General features: G+C 39.1%; 14 protein-coding genes. 9 read left to right on the top strand and 5 right to left on the bottom strand.

Translation table 11 applies throughout. The features are described 5' to 3' along the window. The first annotated feature begins 41 nt into the window (after window positions 1–41). Window positions 42–2,879, top strand: a complete 2,838-nt coding sequence (rapA, locus tag NQ782_RS10430) for an RNA polymerase-associated protein RapA (protein WP_000413591.1) — start codon at window positions 42–44, stop codon at window positions 2,877–2,879. Window positions 2,880–2,935: 56 nt separating this feature from the next. On the opposite strand, the gene NQ782_RS10435 is transcribed toward rapA, so the two are convergent. Together NQ782_RS10435 and fabR are read right to left on the bottom strand one after the other, a co-directional pair. Then, on the bottom strand, window positions 2,936–3,952 hold the full coding sequence (locus tag NQ782_RS10435; protein WP_001191208.1) for an AI-2E family transporter: 1,017 nt from the start codon (window positions 3,950–3,952) through the stop codon (window positions 2,936–2,938). A 166-nt stretch (window positions 3,953–4,118) separates the two neighbouring features. Continuing rightward, complete coding sequence (gene fabR / locus NQ782_RS10440; RefSeq protein ID WP_000195202.1) at window positions 4,119–4,814, bottom strand: HTH-type transcriptional repressor FabR; 696 nt, start codon at window positions 4,812–4,814, stop codon at window positions 4,119–4,121. Window positions 4,815–4,954: 140 nt separating this feature from the next. On the opposite strand from fabR, the gene NQ782_RS10445 reads away from it, so the two are divergent. Together NQ782_RS10445 and NQ782_RS10450 are read left to right on the top strand one after the other, a co-directional pair. Further along, on the top strand, window positions 4,955–6,025 hold the full coding sequence (locus tag NQ782_RS10445; RefSeq protein ID WP_001147894.1) for a ferredoxin reductase: 1,071 nt from the start codon (window positions 4,955–4,957) through the stop codon (window positions 6,023–6,025). A 12-nt stretch (window positions 6,026–6,037) separates the two neighbouring features. Next, entirely contained in the window at window positions 6,038–7,132 is a 1,095-nt protein-coding gene (locus tag NQ782_RS10450) for an acyl-CoA desaturase (protein ID WP_001057073.1), read from the top strand. Between the two features lie 32 nt (window positions 7,133–7,164). On the opposite strand, the gene NQ782_RS10455 is transcribed toward NQ782_RS10450, so the two are convergent. Next, a complete protein-coding gene (locus NQ782_RS10455; RefSeq protein WP_000246244.1) occupies window positions 7,165–7,629 on the bottom strand; it encodes a hotdog fold domain-containing protein in 465 nt (154 codons plus the stop codon). Window positions 7,630–7,749: 120 nt separating this feature from the next. Here NQ782_RS10455 and NQ782_RS10460 point away from each other — a divergent pair, with 120 nt between their 5' ends. Then, window positions 7,750–8,382 carry a TetR/AcrR family transcriptional regulator gene (locus tag NQ782_RS10460; protein ID WP_267581191.1) on the top strand — a complete coding sequence of 211 codons (633 nt, stop codon included), beginning with the start codon at window positions 7,750–7,752 and terminating at the stop codon, window positions 8,380–8,382. 55 nt (window positions 8,383–8,437) lie between these two features. Here the strand turns inward: NQ782_RS10460 and NQ782_RS10465 are convergent, their stop codons facing one another. Then, window positions 8,438–9,139, bottom strand: coding sequence for an SIMPL domain-containing protein (locus NQ782_RS10465; protein WP_001259428.1), 702 nt, complete (start codon window positions 9,137–9,139; stop codon window positions 8,438–8,440). 467 nt (window positions 9,140–9,606) lie between these two features. Between NQ782_RS10465 and NQ782_RS10470 the strand changes: the two genes are divergently transcribed. The 3 genes from NQ782_RS10470 (at window position 9,607) to NQ782_RS10480 (ending at window position 14,222) form a co-directional block, all read left to right on the top strand. Further along, window positions 9,607–10,980 (top strand): diaminobutyrate--2-oxoglutarate transaminase, encoded by a 1,374-nt coding sequence (locus tag NQ782_RS10470; protein WP_000117540.1) that lies wholly within the window; start codon window positions 9,607–9,609, stop codon window positions 10,978–10,980. 2 nt (window positions 10,981–10,982) lie between these two features. Continuing rightward, window positions 10,983–12,515 carry an aspartate aminotransferase family protein gene (locus NQ782_RS10475; RefSeq protein ID WP_000227392.1) on the top strand — a complete coding sequence of 511 codons (1,533 nt, stop codon included), beginning with the start codon at window positions 10,983–10,985 and terminating at the stop codon, window positions 12,513–12,515. Window positions 12,516–12,791: 276 nt separating this feature from the next. Further along, complete coding sequence (locus NQ782_RS10480; RefSeq protein WP_057093822.1) at window positions 12,792–14,222, top strand: aldehyde dehydrogenase family protein; 1,431 nt, start codon at window positions 12,792–12,794, stop codon at window positions 14,220–14,222. A gap of 72 nt (window positions 14,223–14,294) precedes the next feature. Here the strand turns inward: NQ782_RS10480 and NQ782_RS10485 are convergent, their stop codons facing one another. Then, window positions 14,295–14,780: an Lrp/AsnC family transcriptional regulator gene (locus tag NQ782_RS10485; protein ID WP_000357090.1), complete on the bottom strand. Its 486-nt coding sequence runs from the start codon at window positions 14,778–14,780 to the stop codon at window positions 14,295–14,297. A gap of 134 nt (window positions 14,781–14,914) precedes the next feature. Between NQ782_RS10485 and NQ782_RS10490 the strand changes: the two genes are divergently transcribed. Next, window positions 14,915–16,636, top strand: coding sequence for an alpha-keto acid decarboxylase family protein (locus NQ782_RS10490; RefSeq protein WP_000469459.1), 1,722 nt, complete (start codon window positions 14,915–14,917; stop codon window positions 16,634–16,636). A gap of 140 nt (window positions 16,637–16,776) precedes the next feature. Then, complete coding sequence (locus NQ782_RS10495; protein ID WP_000383014.1) at window positions 16,777–18,156, top strand: amino acid permease; 1,380 nt, start codon at window positions 16,777–16,779, stop codon at window positions 18,154–18,156. The last annotated feature ends 12 nt before the right edge of the window (window positions 18,157–18,168 follow it).

Genomic DNA, 18,168 nt, shown 5'->3' on the forward strand with positions numbered 1-18,168 from the left:
ACTTTGCATCGTACAATATGTAGTGCGAACTTGAGAAAAAGGTGGAAAAATTGCAGCAGTATGCTATTGGTCAACGTTGGCTATCAGATACAGAGACTGAGCTCGGTTTAGGCGTTCTTATTGATGTAGATGAAAGATCTGTCAGCATTTTATTCCCCAAAAGTGATGAAACGCGTGTTTATGCACGCAATAATGCACCGCTTTCTCGTATCATCTTTAATGTAAATGATGAAGTTCAAGACCAAGAAGGCAATAAGTGGAATGTCGAGTCTATTGAAGACCGTCATGGTGTATTGCGTTACAACGTTGTTCGTACTTTAGAAAATGGCGAGCAAGAACGTAAAGCGCTAAACGAAACACGTATTGGTGCACAAATTCAATTATCAAAACCTTTAGATCGTTTGCTGGCAAGCCAGATTGATTATAAAGAGTGGTATGACCTACGCATTGAAGCAATGTTGATGCAGGCACAAATGCAAACCAGTCCATTACGCGGCTTGGTTGGGGCGCGTGTAGGTTTAATTCCGCATCAACTCTATATTGCACATGAAGTCGGTAAACGTTTCGCACCGCGTGTTTTACTTGCTGATGAAGTAGGTTTAGGTAAAACAATTGAAGCTGGTTTAATTATCCACCAACAGCTTAAAACCGGCCGTTCTGAACGTATCCTGATTTTAGTCCCTGATTCTCTTCAGTATCAGTGGATGATTGAAATGCGACGCCGTTTCAATTTGCAATTTTCTCTGTTTGATTTAACCCGTACCGCATCTATTAAAGAACATGATCCAGAACTTAACCCGTTCTTAACTGAGCAATGCATTATTGCCAGCGTCGACTTGATGGTGGACCATGACGATTTGCGTGAGCAAGCATTAGAAGCTGGTTTCGATTTACTTGTGGTCGATGAAGCGCATCACTTGATGTGGAGCGAAGAAGAGGGTGGTAACGATCGTTACGACTTGGTTGAAGAGCTTGCTGAAAATACGGCAGGTGTATTGTTGCTTACTGCAACGCCTGAACAGCTGGGTGTAGAAAGCCACTTTGCGCGTTTACGTTTGTTAGACCCACAGCGCTTTAGCAGTTTAGAGCGTTTCTTGGATGAAGAAGCTCAATATCAGCAAACTGCGCAAGTTGCAGAAGTGCTTATGTCGGATGAACCTTTAACTCAAGAGCATTTAACTGCTTTAGAAGGTTTGTTGGGGCATTCAATTGAAGACCAACCTGAGCAACGTTTCAGAGCGATTCATGAGTTGTTAGACCGTCACGGTACAGGTCGTATTTTATTCCGTAATACGCGTGAAGCGATTCAAGGCTTCCCTGGCCGCGATTGCCAACCTGCGCCTTTACCTGCGCCAGCAGATTGGTCAAAAGACGGTAAATTACGCGAGCAAATGTGGCCAGAAGAAGCACAAATTGATGGCTCATGGATGCAAAATGATCCGCGTGTACCGTGGTTAATGGAAATTCTACGTAAAGAACTTAAGCATAAAAAAGTTCTTTTAATTGCCCGTAGTGGTCCTGTTGTCGAGTCTTTAGAAAGTGCGCTTCGTTTGCATGCAGGGATTCGTACAGCCATGTTCCATGAAGGTATGAGTTTGCTTGAGCGTGACCAAGCGGCTGCTTACTTTGCAGAAGAAAGCTACGGTGCTCAAATCTTACTTTGTTCAGAAATTGGTTCAGAAGGCCGTAACTTCCAGTTTGCGAGTGATTTAATTTTATTTGATTTGCCTGCAAACCCTGACGTTTTAGAACAACGTATTGGTCGTTTAGACCGTATTGGTCAAGAAAACCGTATCCAGATTCATGTACCGTATTTAATGGGCACCGCTCAAGAGCGTATGTTCCGTTGGTATAATGAAGCATTAAATATTTTCAGCAATATTTCTCCAACAGCTCAAACGCTACAAGAAAACTTTATTGTTGAATTAAAAGATTGCTTGCTGGCCGACCAAGGTCAAACATTTGAAGATTTACTCGAAGAAGTTAATGTTCAACGCCAAGCTTTAGAAGCAGAGTTACAAGCTGGTCGAGATCGTCTGCTTGAGTACAACTCATGTCGTCCTATCGTTGCACAAGAAATTGTTCAAGCGTTAGAAGACTATGATGACAACACAACGCTGCCTATGTTTGTGAAGCGTTTCATGTCTTCAACTAATATTGACTTTGATGAGCAAAGTAACGGTACAGTCATTATTCGTCCAACCGACCAGATGCAAGTGCAAGGTTTGGCATTAGATGAAGAAGGTATGACTGCGACTTTCTATCGTGACCAAGCGCAAATGCGTGAAGACGCTCAGTATCTAACTTTAGAACATCCATTTATTGAAAGTGTCATGGAAATGATCCGTACACAATCATTTGGCAGTACCAATGTTGCTGTGCTTAAGTCCAATGCATTAAAGCAAGGTTCGGTTTTACTTGAAGTCTGGTTTAAAGTTGATGTGGTGGCACCAAAATCCTTGAACTTGCCATCAAGCTTACCAAAACAACTTATTCGCGTATTGTTAAGTGAAAATGGTCAGGACTTATCTGAAAAGATTGATCCAACCATTTTAAAACCGTATTTGCATCACTTAGATGGCAATAGCTGCCGCCAAGTGGTTAAAGCCCGCCGTGAAGTGATTGAAGAGCGTTATAAACAAGCACTTGATATTGCTAAAGAAGGTTTACCTCAGCTTCAACAGCAAGCAAAAGAGCATTATGGTAATAAATGGCAATATGAGATTGATCGTTTAACTTACTTAAAACAGTTCAACCCGAGCATTCGCCAAGACGAAATTGAGCGCTTACAGAAGTTGCAAAAAGAAGGTTTAAGCTTGCTTGATGGCTTAACCGTAACACCTGAAGCGATTCAAGTGCTTGTAGTAGTCAAACCATAAGCAATGAGTAATAAAAAAAGCGCCACACAGGCGCTTTTTTATTGAGTAAATTTAAGTTAAATCAATCTGGCATCTTTTAATTCTAGTTTTAAATAAGCATAGAAAATCGGTGCTGCAATTAAGCCACTTAAGCCAAAGATGGACTCGAAAATTAACATAGCCAATAAAATTTCCCATGCATTGGCATTAATTTTATGACCAATAATTTTGGCATTAATAAAGTATTCTAACTTGTGAACTAATACGAGGTAGAGTAGCGCAACACCTGCTAGACCGAGTGAAATTGTAAGAGCCGCAATAAAAGTTAAAGTATTTGAAATTAAATTCCCTAAAATTGGAATTAAGCCAAACATAAAGGTAAGAATGGTTAAGGTTTTGGCGAAAGGTAGGTGAACACCCCAGATCGGCAATAGTACAAAAGCAAATAATATAAAGAGCAGCGTATTAATCGCTGAAATTTTAATTTGTGCAAAAACTACATTTCTAAAAGAAATTGATAATTTTTGAATACGTTGGATCAGTAAGGATTTGAAAACAGGTTGGGGTGTACGTCGGTGAAAGCCGTGAATAGCAACCAATATACCGATAATAAGACCCATCACCATAGTCACTAGATTATGCAAAATATCGGAACTGGCATTTTTTAATGTAGTCACGTTATCTTTCATAAACGCGAATATTTCATCTTTCAGTTCTGTAACGCTATCTGGAATATAGCCCGGTAAATATTTCCCAATCTCCGCTTGTAAGTGCAGTAGTGTTTGGTCGACTTTACCGTTAATACTATGTAAACCGACTCCTTTTAAATCATAAACTACAAAGCTAATTAAACTTGTAATGAAAAAGGCAAGAAGAGAAATAGTAATAATACTTAATAAAATACTAATAAAAATGCGGGCTCTTTGACCATCAATATAACGTTCAACAATAGAGCTTAAACTAATAATAATTTCATAAATGAGAAAGCCTGCAAAAAAACTTGCTAAGAGATGCAAGGGGATAACCGAAAGCAAAAAAATGCCCATCAGAATATAGCTTGCAATCAGGCTTTGACGATTACTCAAACTTTGCATGTGAATCCCTGAATAACGTGGGGAAGTATTGATATGTATTGCTAGAATTATTTACTTATACTCTTGCATCTAAGCTGCTTCAATCTATGGTTTATATTTTTATTAATCAGCAGGCACAGGTGTATAAAAAATGGCTTGTAAAATCACAAACCATTTTATGTGGAATCTATCTTATTTTTGCTTCGTCTAGATGACGGGCACCTTCTAAAATCATCCGGATCATGATCATTGTTTGTTCTGCGACTTCCGCACGCTGATCAATAGGAAGGTCAATCACTTTGGCACCCATGTGAAAAACAAGTTGTGTAATTGCTTTTGCAACAAGTTCAGGGTGATATAGATGATTGTTATTGAGGCGTTCTAAGCGAATTAAATCTTCTTGTAGCTCTTGCTGAAAGAAGTTGAGCTGTCGATCTACAGCAGCTTTATAAGAGGCGGAACCTGTAAAACCTTCTCGCAACAATAAACTTAAATTGCCTTCATCAGCATCCAGCTGTTGCAGAAAAATTTCTACAGAACTGCGAATAATGCTGTCTTGCAAAGATGCACGAAGGCGTGCTTGACGAATAATTTTACGTAAAACGATACCAGCACGGTCAATGAGTGAAATAGCTAACTCATCAATGTCTTTAAAGTGACGATAAAAACTGTTTGGGGCAATACCAGCTTCTCTTGCAACTTCACGTAAACTGAGTGAGGCAATACTTTTTTGTGGACCAATCAGGTTAAGAGCTGCCTGAAAAAGTTCTTCTTTCGTAATCGTCGCTTTTCTTCCAACAGAACGCGTTACTGTTTTTATTTCAATGACATCTTGTGATGAGGTTGTGTCATTTGGGCTCTGAGAAAGTGAGGTTTGGGTCATGTTTTTCAATATATTCTTAAACTGTCTGGATTATAGCGTTAGACAGGGAACTTGTGAAATTGTAATTAAAAGTACGAGTGTATATACAAATATATATACATGTGTATAATAATTAAAAAAGAGCGACAGAGCCCTCAGTTATGCAAGCAATCGAAAAGAGAAATTCTCTATTCAATTCATTAACACAAGCTGTATTTGACAAAAATATGGCGAACTTCTGGCTACAAAAAATAAATCCTTTATGGTCTGTGCAGCATGGACTAGTTCAAATTGTAAAAAAAGAATTCGTAGCTCATGACACCGTGAGCCTGACATTAAAATGCAACCGCTTGGTGAAAATGGGCGCGGCAGGTCAACATCATCCAGTGATTGTTGAAATCGCGGGCCGTCGCTATGAACGTACTTATAGCTTGACGCAAATTGATGCAGAACACTTACGTTTAACAGTTAAAAAAGTTGCTGATGGTATTGTCAGTAACTGGTTTATTGCAGAAAGCAAAATTGGTGATGTTTTTGAGCTTGGGCAGCCTTATGGCGACATGCAACAAAACATCCAGACACCGAAATTAATTATGTTAGCTGCTGGTAGTGGTATTACACCAATGTTGAGCTTAATCACAGCAATTAAGCAAAGCCAACAGTTAGAAAAAACGCAGGTTCAGCTTTTATATTGGGTCAAACAGCGTTCTGATGCTGCTTTTACAGAGTACTTTGAACAAGTGGCTGAACAAAACCCAAACTTTAGCTATCAGGTGTTTTACACACAAGAAACACCAAATGATGAACGTTTAAATGCCGAACATCTTGCACTGGTTGATGGTATTGAAAACAGCACAGTTTATGCATGTGGTCCATCGGGTTTTGTTTCAACTGTTGAACAGCTTTTTGAAAAAGCACCAACTGTACTTACTGAAGCATTTAGTTTAACTAATGAAAGTTCTGCGGATGACATTGGTTATGTGAATGTCACATTAACCCAGTCTAATAAAGTGATTGCAATTCCTAAAGGCCAATCCATTTTGGTCAGCCTTGAGCATGAAGGCCTTAAGCCGACACATGGCTGTCGTATGGGAATTTGTAATAAATGTGTTTGTAGTAAAACGCAAGGTTCTACACGTAATTTACTAAACGGTAGCCAAAATACGGAACCAAGCCAATTACTTAAAATTTGTGTGAACTCAGCACAATCCGATCTAGTTATTGATCTTTAAGAGAGAACTCTTATGAATATGCCAGTGAAAGTCGAATATTTTAAAAATCCTAAAAATCGAGATTTGACTCCAGCAGAACTTGAAGCATTTGCAAAAGAGCTTGATCAGATCAAACAAGAAGTATTGGATGATTTGGGTGAAAAAGACGCTAAATATATCCGCCGTGTCTATGCTGCTATTCGTTATAGTAGCTTTTTAGGCCGAGCTTGTTTATTTGCAGGTTGGTTCCCGCCAGCGTGGATTTTAGGTACGGGTTTATTAGGTTTCTCTAAAATTATGGAGAATATGGAGCTCGGCCATAATGTTATGCACGGTCAATATGACTGGATGAATGACCCGAAATTTAATGGTCAAACTTATGAATGGGATACTGTAGGTACCTCTGACAACTGGCGTCAAACCCACAACTATAAACATCATACTTATACCAATATTAAAGGTATTGATGATGATATTGGTTATGGCTTACTTCGCTTATTCCCTGAGCAACGTTGGAAGCCAGGGTTCTTGTTGCAACCGATTTATAGTATTCCATTTTGCTTATTGTTCCAGTGGGGCGTAGCAATTCAGAATCTTGAAATTGGGCGTGTACTTTACAAGCGTAAAACTAAGGCACAATTTTTAGAAGAGTTAAAACCGGTTAATAAAAAGATTGGCAAGCAACTCTTTAAAGATTATGTTTTCTTCCCACTTATTGCAGGGCCGGCAGCACTACCAGTATTTACAGGTAACTTGGTCGCAAATGGTCTTCGTAATATCTGGACCTTTAGTATTATTTTCTGTGGTCATTTCACGAAAGATGCAGAAGTGTTTCCAAAATCTGTTTTACAAGAAGAAAGCCGTGGACACTGGTATATGCGCCAAATCCGTGGTTCTTCTAACTTAACAGGTTCAGAAGCATTTCATATTTTGTCTGGTCACTTAAGTCATCAAATTGAACATCACTTATTCCCAGATATTCCTGCTCGTCGTTATCGCCAAATGGCTCCAAAAGTTGAGGCGGTTTGTAAGAAATATGGCTTGAACTATAACAATGCCAGCTTTGTTAAGCAGTTTGGACAAGTGGTTGGACGTATTGTGAAATATGCGTTCCCATTTAAAAAATAAGATAAAAGAGCCCTGAGAATTCAGGGCTTTTTTTATTTCTTTTTAGAAATCCACATGGTAATTGTGGCATGAAATACTTTATCTTTGTGAGTGTCGTAAATATCTACGTTGACTAAATATTCTCCAGCTTTTTCCCAGTTATAATCAGCTTCCACTGGTGTAGCAATTGCAATTAAGTCTGTTTCAGCTTTTTTTAAATATTCAACAGTCATTCCTTTTGGAATCCAGCGATGGGTAGATGGGACGGTAACTTCTGTCATTGTTCCACCCGCCAGTTCAGCCATATTACACATCGCAATCGCATGGACTGTTCCAATGTGGTTAAGCACAGAACGCTTCTTCTTAATAGAAATTTCGCAATAATTCGGTTTTAACTCAATAAAAAGAGGGGAAATACTGCCGAAATAAGGTGCTTTTAAGCACAGCATACGAGAGAAAGTCCACTTGCCTTTAGGAAAAGCAGTTACTTTATTCCAGAGCTCTAATGTGGTTGCCATAATTTGACTTCCTTTAATTTTAAAAATACAGAATGTTATTCTGTTTAAGAATATAGTTCTGTTTACAAATATGCGTCAAGTCATTCAAAATATCTCCGATGACTGGTCAGAGAATACAAAATGGTATCTGCTCAAAATTTATTAGAACGCTTATATCCTGGAAGAAGAGCTGCTTTAAAACGACAAATATTATTAGATGCTTTAGATTGTTTTTTAGAGCAGGGCATTGAAACGACTAGTATTGAAATGATTCGTGCCAAATCAGAAAGTAGCGTTGGGGCGATTTATCATCATTTTAAAAATAAAGAGGGTATAGTTGCGGCCTTATTTTTTTCAGCTTTAGATGATCAAACAGCTCTGAGAGATGAATATTTAAAACAGTCCAAAACATTAAAAGATATTGTAGAAGCTCTAATTTATAGTTATGTGGACTGGGTAAGTGAGCAACCGGAATTTGCAAAATTCTTAATTACTGCACGTTTTAACATTATAGAGGGGGAAGAACAGCAGCAACTTGCACAAAAAAATAAGAGTAGAAACCAAAAGATATTTAGCTTGATTTCAAACTTTGAAGAATTTAAAGCATTTAGTTTAATTCCACATGAACTTTTGCTTTCATTAGTGATTGGTTCTACAGAGAGCTATTGCCGTGCGTGGTTATCACAACGTGTAAAAGCTGACCCCAAAGACTATAGAGAAATTCTGGCAAAAGCGGCTTGGAATTCATTACAGGATTTGCGTTTAGAACATTAATAGCGAGCAATAAAAAAACCGCATGAAGAATGCGGTTTTTAGATTGAAAAATGAATTATTTAAACTGGATTGAACCGTTTGCATTTACAGTAATTTTAGATTCACCAGCAGCCATGTCTTGAGCTGGTGCCGCTTCAGCAGCAGCGAACTTAGCTAGGCTGGCACGCATTACAGGTTGAGGAAAATAATTATTCGTGTTCAGGTTTAGAGTGACCAAAGAATATTGGCTTTTATTCCATGCTTGAGTCAACATTTGAGCACGCTGTTGAAAGTTTTTAGACGCTTCTACCATCAATTCATTTTCAACTTTTTTACGTTGCTCATCTGAAACGCTAAAATTAATGGATTGAGTTTGAAAGCTTTGTTGTAACTCATTAATTAATTGGCTAGCAGCTTTGAAATCTTTACTTTCTAGACGAACTTCCGCGCGGCCACGCCATTCTTTTAATTTATTACTGTCATTGTCATAAATTGGATAAGTGCTTTGGGCACCAGTTTCCACTTTCACTTGTGGGTATTTACGCGAAGTTGCGAGTGCTTGGTTCATTAACTGGTTAATTTGGTTTGAAAGTTCTGCAGGCTGCTTATTGCTTTTTTCAATATATAAAGTTGCATGCATTTCATCGTTTGAAACTTGGCGAGAAGCTTCTGCTTGAACATTTACAATATTGTAGTGAAGGGCATTATCATCTTGGGCAAAAACCATAGGGCTGAGTACCGTACCAAGGAGAAGAGTAGATATTGCTAAAGTACGCATAAATTTATCCTTTAAAAATTAATATAAATTTAATTTTTTTCATTAAGAAATGTTAAACATAAGTTATGCATAACTTTTGCAGATTTTGTGGGGTATTTGTAATATTTAAATCAAGTTTTTTAATTTTTGGTAAGAATAAAATTCTTTAAAAATAAAAAACTTAGAATTAAAGTGTTTCAATGTAACTTAAAAAATCACACGAATATAAAAAAAGAATATTTTCTTTAGGTTGTCACATAGTATGATGATAATTCATCATAACTATTGGGATAATACAATTTTTCAATAAGATTAGATGAGTAAAGTACACAAAAGACGTTTTTTTTCTTGCAAAATTAGGTATCATCGCGCTCCTAGTTACAAGATATAAAATATGTGTCTTCGCTAGTTCTATAAAGCACCGAGTCAAAGGACCAAAAGTCACCAGACTTATTTCTTTCTACCCTTATCAGAGATGGTAATCCGATATGAGCGTTACTTCTGTCAACCCTGCCACTAATGCTACCAACGAATATTATTTGACTCGCCAAAGTCAAATGGAATCGAATGTTCGTAGCTATCCACGTAAATTACCGTTAGCGATAGCGAAAGCACAAGGTTGCTGGGTTACTGATGTTGAAGGTACACAGTACCTTGATTGTTTAGCTGGGGCAGGTACATTGGCTTTAGGTCATAATCATCCTGCGGTGATTCAAAGTATTCAAGACACATTGGCAAGTGGTTTGCCATTGCATACTTTAGACTTAACCACACCTTTAAAAGATGCGTTTACTGAAGCGTTGTTAGCATATTTACCAGGTGGTAAAGAAGAATATTGCTTACAGTTCTGTGGTCCTTCTGGTGCAGATGCGACTGAGGCAGCAATTAAACTTGCTAAAACTTACACTGGCCGTAGCTCAGTGATCAGTTTCTCTGGTGGTTACCATGGTATGACTCATGGTTCACTTGCAATGACTGGTAACTTAAGTGCAAAAAATGCAGTGAATGGCTTAATGCCAGGTGTACAATTCATGCCATATCCGCATGAATATCGCTGCCCACTTGGTTTAGGTGGTGAAGCTGGTGTTGACGCTTTAACTTACTATTTCGAAAACTTTATTGAAGATGTTGAAAGCGGTGTAACTAAGCCTGCTGCTGTTATTCTTGAAGCAATTCAAGGTGAAGGCGGTGTTGTTACAGCTCCAGTAAAATGGTTGCAAAAAATCCGTGAAGTGACTGAAAAGCACAACATCGTTTTAATTTTAGACGAAGTTCAAGCAGGCTTTGCTCGTTCAGGTAAAATGTTTGCATTTGAACATGCCGGTATTGAACCTGATGTCGTTGTAATGTCTAAAGCAGTAGGTGGTGGTTTACCACTTGCAGTATTAGGTATTAAGCGTAAATTTGATGCTTGGCAGCCTGCTGGTCACACTGGTACTTTCCGTGGTAACCAACTTGCTATGGGTACAGGTCTTGTTGTATTAGAAACGATCAAGGAACAAAACCTTGCTCAAAATGCACAAGAGCGTGGTGAATTCTTACAAGCTGAATTGAAAAAATTAGCTACTGAATTCCCATGTATCGGTAACGTACGTGGCCGCGGTTTAATGATTGGTGTTGAAATCGTTGACGAGCGTAAACCTGCTGACCGTATCGGTTCTCACCCTGCTGACTCTCAGTTAGCGGCTGCGATCCAGACTGCTTGCTTTAACAACAAGTTATTGCTTGAAAAAGGTGGTCGTAACGGTACAGTAATTCGTTTACTTTGCCCACTCATCATTACTCAAGAAGAGTGTGTAGAAGTAATTGCTCGCTTTAAGAAAGCAGTTGCAGAAGCATTGGTTGCAGTGCGAGGCGCGTAAGTATGGTGGATTTTGCAGAACATCGTAAAGCGTTACTCTGCAATGATGCACAATCCATTGCTGACTATGAGTCAGCAATGGGCGAAGCGGTAAAAGCCGTTTCAGCATGGTTGCAAAATGAAAAAATGTACACAGGCGGTAGCATTAAAGAGTTGCGTTCAGCAATTTCTTTCCAACCTTCAAAAGAAGGTATGGGTGTACAACAATCTCTTCAACGTATGATTGAGCTTTTCTTGAATAAAAGCTTGAAAGTACACCATCCACATTCATTAGCACATTTACACTGCCCAACCATGGTGATGAGCCAGATCGCGGAAGTGTTAATCAATGCAACTAACCAGTCTATGGACTCATGGGATCAAAGCCCGGCAGGTTCATTAATGGAAGTGCAGCTTATTGATTGGTTGCGTCAAAAAGTAGGTTACGGTTCTGGTCAGGCAGGTGTTTTCACTTCTGGCGGTACTCAATCTAACTTGATGGGTGTATTACTTGCTCGTGACTGGTGCATTGCGAAAAACTGGAAAGACGAAAATGGTAACCCATGGTCTGTACAGCGTGATGGTATTCCAGCTGAAGCAATGAAAAACGTCAAAGTCATTTGTTCTGAAAATGCTCACTTCTCTGTGCAAAAGAACATGGCAATGATGGGCATGGGCTTCCAGTCAGTTGTGACTGTTCCTGTGAATGAAAATGCACAGATGGATGTTGATGCTCTTGAAAAAACAATGGCGCATCTTCAGTCTGAAGGTAAAGTTGTTGCTTGTGTCGTTGCGACAGCGGGTACAACTGATGCTGGTGCAATTGATCCATTGAAAAAAATCCGTGAAATTACTAATAAGTATGGTTCATGGATGCATATCGATGCTGCATGGGGCGGTGCACTGATCTTGTCAAATGACTATCGTGCAATGCTTGATGGTATTGAGTTGTCTGACTCGATTACCCTCGACTTCCATAAGCATTATTTCCAAAGCATTAGCTGTGGCGCGTTCTTGTTGAAAGATGAAGCGAACTATCGTTTCATGCACTACGAAGCTGAGTACTTGAACTCTGCTTATGATGAAGAGCATGGCGTACCTAACCTTGTGTCTAAATCATTACAAACGACTCGTCGTTTTGATGCTTTAAAATTGTGGATGACCATTGAATCACTCGGCGAAGAGCTATATGGTTCAATGATTGACCATGGTGTAAAACTGACTCGTGAAGTTGCAGATTACATCAAGGCAACTGATGGTTTAGAGCTTTTAGTTGAACCACAATTTGCTTCGGTATTGTTCCGTGTTGTTCCAGAAGGTTACCCAGTTGAGTTTATCGATAGCTTGAACCAAAACGTAGCAGATGAATTGTTTGCACGTGGTGAAGCAAATATCGGTGTAACAAAAGTTGGTAATGTACAGTCATTGAAGATGACAACATTAAGCCCAGTAGTAACTGTCGACAACGTTAAGAACCTTTTAGCTCAAGTATTGGCTGAAGCTGAACGCATTAAAGATGCGATTGCTTCTGGTAACTACGTACCACCAATCGACTAATTGAGTTGATACCCCAAAAAGCTCGGTTTATTGCCGGGCTTTTTTATTACATATTATTTTTATTAAAAGTGTGTATCAGAAGAAGGGGATATGCACAAAACATGCATATTTTCAAAAAACAAAAATAATTATGCATGATTTATGGTGAGCAAATTTCTTATTGTATTGGTATGTTCCCGATTTTTTGGTCGCATTGATATATCAATACGGCACTTGCTTTAAACCATACTACATAAAGTAAGAAGTCGTAATTACAATTAAGACAAGGAAGAAGAAATGCAACAAGCGAATATGCTTAATGAATTTAAACTTATTATTGGCGGTCAACTTTGTTCAGGTGAACAAGGTGAACTGGAAATTATTAATCCTGCTACAGGCTTAACTGCGGCACATTGTGCAAAAGCATCAGTTGCACAAGTGAATCAAGCTGTTAGTGCAGCTAAACAGGCTTCTAAAGCTTGGCAGCTTGTCTCGCATGATGAGCGTAAAACAATTTTAAACAAGATTGCAGACGGTATTGAAAAGCACGCTGAAATGCTTGCAGAGCTGGTGGTGCTTGAACAAGGTAAACCACTCGCACTGGCACAAATGGAAGTGCAGGGTGCAATTGGCTGGACGCGTTATGCGGCTTCTATGGATTTACCGGTAGAAGTAATTGAAGACAGTGAAACTAAGCGTATTGAGCGCCATCGCCAACCACTGGGTGTAGTGGCTTCAATTACGCCATGGAACTGGCCACTCATGATTGCAGTTTGGCATATCATGCCTGCTTTACGTGCAGGTAACGTTGTCATTAGCAAACCTTCGGAATACACACCATTATCGACTTTACGTTTATGTGAAATCATTCAGCAAGAAGTTCCGGCAGGTGTGATCTCAATTGTGGTTGGTGCTGGTGAGATTGGTGAAGCATTATCTTCTCATCCAGATGTGCAAAAAGTCGTGTTTACGGGATCAACTCGAACAGGGCAGCACATTATGGCTGGTGCAGCTCAGCAGCTAAAACACTTAACTTTAGAGCTTGGTGGTAATGATGCTGGTATTGTATTGCCAGATGCAAATATCGATGAAATTGCTGCTAAGATTTTTAATATGGCGTTCTTGAATGCTGGTCAAACATGTGCGGCGTTAAAGCGTTTATATGTGCATGAAAGCCAATATGAAGCTTTATCTCAAAAGTTAGCTGATATTGCCAACGCTCAAGTTGTGGGGGATGGTATGGCATCTTCTACAACATTTGGACCAGTACAAAACCAGATGCAATATAACAAAGTGAAAGATCTTATTGCTGAAGCGATTGCACAAGGTGCAAAAGCACTTTCTGGGCAACAACAAGTCCCAGAGCAGGGCTACTTTATTGCGCCAACTATTTTGACTGAAATTTCTGACTCTTGCCGCGTGGTACAAGAAGAGCAATTTGGTCCAGTGTTGCCTGTTTTAAAATATACCGATATCAACGATGCAATTGCCCGTGCCAATGACAGTGAGTTTGGTTTGGGTGGTTCAATCTGGTCTTCTGATCTTAAAACCGCACAGAACTATGCTACACAGCTTCAATGCGGAACGGTCTGGATTAATACCCATGCAGAAGTACTGCCTCATGCACCTTTCGGAGGCTGGAAAATGTCTGGCTTAGGCGCTGAGTTTGGTTTGGAAGGTTTGCTTGAAAATACGATCGGGCAAACGGTCCATATTAGTAAAGTCTAAAGATTAATTTTAAGGCGGATTTAGTATCCGCCTTTTTTATTTTCACTTTTAAGAGTGAAAAGCTGAGTTGTTTTATTGAGAGTGATGATAGCTCATACTTTTAGGCTTGATTAAAAAATGATTCTGTTCTTTAATTTTTTTCAGAACAATGTAAGACTTTATGTGCCCTATAAAATTATAAGAAAGTAATCTTTCAGTCACAAATTGCGAAAGCTGTTCTAAATTTTCAGCAACGACTTTTAAAATAAAATCAGCATCACCACTAATTGAAAAAGCATCCTGAATGTTATCTTCAGCTTCGATCAGCTCTTGGAAAGCTTGCTGTGATTTCGCCTCGTGTGTCCTTAAGTTTATGTGAATCATCGCTGTAACTTCCAGCCCTAGCGCCTGTTGCTGGATGCGTGCCGTATAACCAAGAATCACGCCTTTTTGTTCAAGCAATTGACGTCGTCTTGAACATTGAGAAGCAGATAAACCGATTAAATCTCCAATTTCCTGATTGGTGAGTCGTCCATTCTTTTGTAGTGCCTGAATGATTTGCCAGTCGAACTTATCCATTGCATAAAATCCTTTTATGATACACAAATCATGTATTTTTATTAAAATGCGTTTTCATTATGCACGAAATCTAAAAGATAGATGAAATATTATTTTTCTATGGAATAAAAATTGGTCTCAAAGGATATAGAGCAATGTTCATAGAAATTGGTGAATTTTTAAATCTTCGTCTAAAACAAATGGGTATCCAACATCTTTTTGGTGTACCTGGTGATTTTAACCTCTCATATCTAGAACAAGTTGAAGCAGACCCACAACTCGAATTTATTGGAAATTGTAATGAATTAAATGCTGCCTATGCAGCAGACGGTTATGCACGAATTAACGGTTTTTCTGCCTTGGCAACCACTTATGGTGTAGGTGACTTAAGTGCCATTAATGGTATTGCCGGTGCTTATGCAGAAAATGTACCTCTTATTCATATCTCAGGTATTCCACCTTTACATGCAGTTCAAAAGGGCACTCTCATACACCATACGTTAGTTGATGGTAACTACGACAATATTATGAACTGTATGAAAGAGTTCACAGTTGCCCAAACTCGTTTAACTCCTGCAAATGCAGCTTCTGAAATTGACCGTGTATTGCGTCAGTGTTTCCTTGAACGCCGTCCTGTACACATCCAACTACCTGGTGATATTACTCACGTTAAAATTGAAGTGTCTGAGCGTCCGCTCGACCTAAGCTACCCAGCTGTTGAACCTGAATTATTGCAAAGTGTGGTAAGTAAACTTTGTGACATTATTGAGAATGCTCAAAGTCCAGCGCTTTTAATTGATAATGAAGCCTCAGTTTTTGGCGTAACTTCACTTTTAAATGATTTGTCTCAGAAATGCTCAATTCCATTTGCAGGTATGAATACTGCAAAAAATATTATGGATGAAGGCTCACCTCGTTATATCGGAACTTATGTGGGTGGAGCAAGCCAACCGCATGTAAAAAATATCATTGAACAATCTGACTGTTTAATTGGTGTTGGCGCGCGCTTTACCGATGTAGGCTCAGCTGTATTTACGCATCAAATTGAGACCAAGAACTATATCGAAATTAAATCTTACGGCTTAAATATTTTTGGTCAGGATTTTCCGGGTATAGAAATTGGGCAATTACTTGTCGAGCTAAATAAAAAAGTTGCACCACGTAAATCGTCAATACCTCTTCTTGAAAAACAACCTCAGAAAGTAATTGAAGCGCCAGCTCAACAGAAGCTTAGCCAAGATGTGCTTTGGAATTATATTTCAGGGTTCTTAAAAGAAGATGATGTAATTATTGGTGAGGTAGGAACATCAAACTCTGCTTTGTCTGGTATCAAACTTCCTGCTACAGCTAAATATATTGCGCAGCCGCTTTGGGGTTCTATTGGTTATACCTTGCCAGCTTTGCTTGGTAGTTTGTTAGCTGCTCCTGAGCGTCGTCAAATTTTGTTTATTGGTGACGGTTCGTTCCAGCTTACGGTACAAGAACTCTCTACGATTATCCGCCATGGTTTAAAACCAATTATTTTCTTGTTGAACAATGGCGGCTACACCATTGAACGTTTAATTATGGGTGAAAACGCTGCCTATAACGACGTGCAAAACTGGAAATACACTGAAATTCCAGCGGTATTTAACGGTAAAAAAGGCCATACCACTTACGTGGTTGAGACTGCTGGCCAACTGAAGAGCGTTTTAGATAATGTTCAGCAAAATGATCAGTTAACTTTCATTGAATTGAAACTACCAGCAATGGATGCGCCAGTGAGTTTGAAAAAATTTGCTTCTGTGATTGCACGTTTTGACTACGGTGATCGCGGCTACGAAATTTTAAAGGAGCGTTCCCAACCCGTTAAATGTAAGGATGCAATCTCTTTTTAAATAGAAGATAGGACACGTCCTCTCAAAAATTAAATGGACTCATACTAAAGCAACTTATGTCCGAAGGTCGGTTTCTGGCCTTCGGATATGGTGCTGAATAAAGGTGTACAGGAAGTGACACCAACATTGGAGATAATGTTATGGATGTAAACAATAAGCACGAGTTAAAACAAGGCTTATCCAATCGGCATATTCAACTCATCGCACTCGGAGGGGCGATCGGAACAGGGTTATTCTTAGGTCTATCACAAACAATTAAACTGGCAGGTCCTTCAATTTTATTGGGATATGCAATTGCAGGAATTATTGCCTTTTTGATTATGCGTCATTTAGGTGAAATGGTTGTTGAAGAACCGGTAAGTGGTTCTTTTAGTTATTTTGCGAACAAATACTGGGGCAAAATGGCTGGTTTTATGTCTGGCTGGAACTACTGGGTTTTGTATGTACTGGTAAGTATGGCCGAACTGAGTGCGATTGGTACTTTTATTCAGTTTTGGTGGCCAGAAATTCCGACATGGCTGACCGCTCTATTTTTCTTTATTTTAATTAACGGCATTAACTTGGTAAATGTCCGCTTTTTTGGGGAATCGGAGTTCTTATTTTCCTGCATTAAAATTGTTGCGATTTTAAGTATGATTGGCTTCGGTGCTTATCTTTTACTTTCAGGCTCAGCAGGTCCGCAAGCGGGTGTTGCAAATTTATGGCAACACGGTGGTTTCTTCCCGCATGGTATTCATGGCTTTATTATGGCCTTGGCTGTCATTATGTTTGCATTCGGTGGTCTAGAGCTTATCGGTATTGCAGCAGCTGAAACGAAAAAACCTGAAACAACAATTCCAAAGGCAGTAAACCAGATTGTTTATCGCATCCTGATTTTTTACATTGGTGCAATCGGTATTCTTTTATGTCTTTATCCATGGAATATGGTGGCAGAAGGCGGTAGTCCGTTTGTCTTAATTTTCCAGTCCCTCAATAGTAATGGCGTTGCGAATGTTCTGAACTTTGTGGTCTTGATTGCTGCTATTTCGGTTTATAACAGTTGTATTTACTGTAATAGTCGTATGTTGCATGGTTTAGCAGAGCAGGGCAATGCGCCAGCAATTTTGAAAAAAGTGAACAGCCGCGGTATTCCGGTCCCTGCTGCAATTGTGTCTGCTTCAATTACAGCAGTCTGTGTAGTGGTCAACTATTTAATTCCAGGTCAAGCTTTTCAGCTCTTTATGATGTTGGTTGTGGCTGCGCTTGTTATTAACTGGCTTATGATCTCAGTCACGCATTTGAAATTTACCAAAGCAATGAAATTGCAAAAGCGTCAAACCAAATTCCAAAGCATTATGAGCCCATGGAGTAATTATTTAACTATTAGCTTTGTATGTTTCATTCTCATTATTATGGCGATGACACCAGATATGAGACTCGCTGTTATTTTGGGGCCAATCTGGCTTGCTGTTTTAGCGATTATGTATTTCTTTAAGTATCGTAAAAAAATGGTCGCAATGCCGGAAGTACAATCAAACTAATAAGCTAAATTT

The sequence above is a fragment of the Acinetobacter sp. BD54 genome (genome assembly GCF_044778325.1).
In the GTDB taxonomy this organism is placed as follows: domain Bacteria; phylum Pseudomonadota; class Gammaproteobacteria; order Pseudomonadales; family Moraxellaceae; genus Acinetobacter; species Acinetobacter baumannii.

What these genes read in the sequence shown, in the direction of transcription:
- NQ782_RS10435 (WP_001191208.1), bottom strand. Translation starts at nt 3,952, where the DNA reads ATGCAAAGTTTGAGTAATCGTCAAAGCCTGATTGCAAGCTATATTCTG.
- fabR (WP_000195202.1), bottom strand. Translation starts at nt 4,814, where the DNA reads ATGACCCAAACCTCACTTTCTCAGAGCCCAAATGACACAACCTCATCA.
- NQ782_RS10445 (WP_001147894.1), top strand. Translation starts at nt 4,955, where the DNA reads ATGCAAGCAATCGAAAAGAGAAATTCTCTATTCAATTCATTAACACAA.
- NQ782_RS10450 (WP_001057073.1), top strand. Translation starts at nt 6,038, where the DNA reads ATGAATATGCCAGTGAAAGTCGAATATTTTAAAAATCCTAAAAATCGA.
- NQ782_RS10455 (WP_000246244.1), bottom strand. Translation starts at nt 7,629, where the DNA reads ATGGCAACCACATTAGAGCTCTGGAATAAAGTAACTGCTTTTCCTAAA.
- NQ782_RS10460 (WP_267581191.1), top strand. Translation starts at nt 7,750, where the DNA reads ATGGTATCTGCTCAAAATTTATTAGAACGCTTATATCCTGGAAGAAGA.
- NQ782_RS10465 (WP_001259428.1), bottom strand. Translation starts at nt 9,139, where the DNA reads ATGCGTACTTTAGCAATATCTACTCTTCTCCTTGGTACGGTACTCAGC.
- NQ782_RS10470 (WP_000117540.1), top strand. Translation starts at nt 9,607, where the DNA reads ATGAGCGTTACTTCTGTCAACCCTGCCACTAATGCTACCAACGAATAT.
- NQ782_RS10475 (WP_000227392.1), top strand. Translation starts at nt 10,983, where the DNA reads ATGGTGGATTTTGCAGAACATCGTAAAGCGTTACTCTGCAATGATGCA.
- NQ782_RS10480 (WP_057093822.1), top strand. Translation starts at nt 12,792, where the DNA reads ATGCAACAAGCGAATATGCTTAATGAATTTAAACTTATTATTGGCGGT.
- NQ782_RS10485 (WP_000357090.1), bottom strand. Translation starts at nt 14,780, where the DNA reads ATGGATAAGTTCGACTGGCAAATCATTCAGGCACTACAAAAGAATGGA.
- NQ782_RS10490 (WP_000469459.1), top strand. Translation starts at nt 14,915, where the DNA reads ATGTTCATAGAAATTGGTGAATTTTTAAATCTTCGTCTAAAACAAATG.
- NQ782_RS10495 (WP_000383014.1), top strand. Translation starts at nt 16,777, where the DNA reads ATGGATGTAAACAATAAGCACGAGTTAAAACAAGGCTTATCCAATCGG.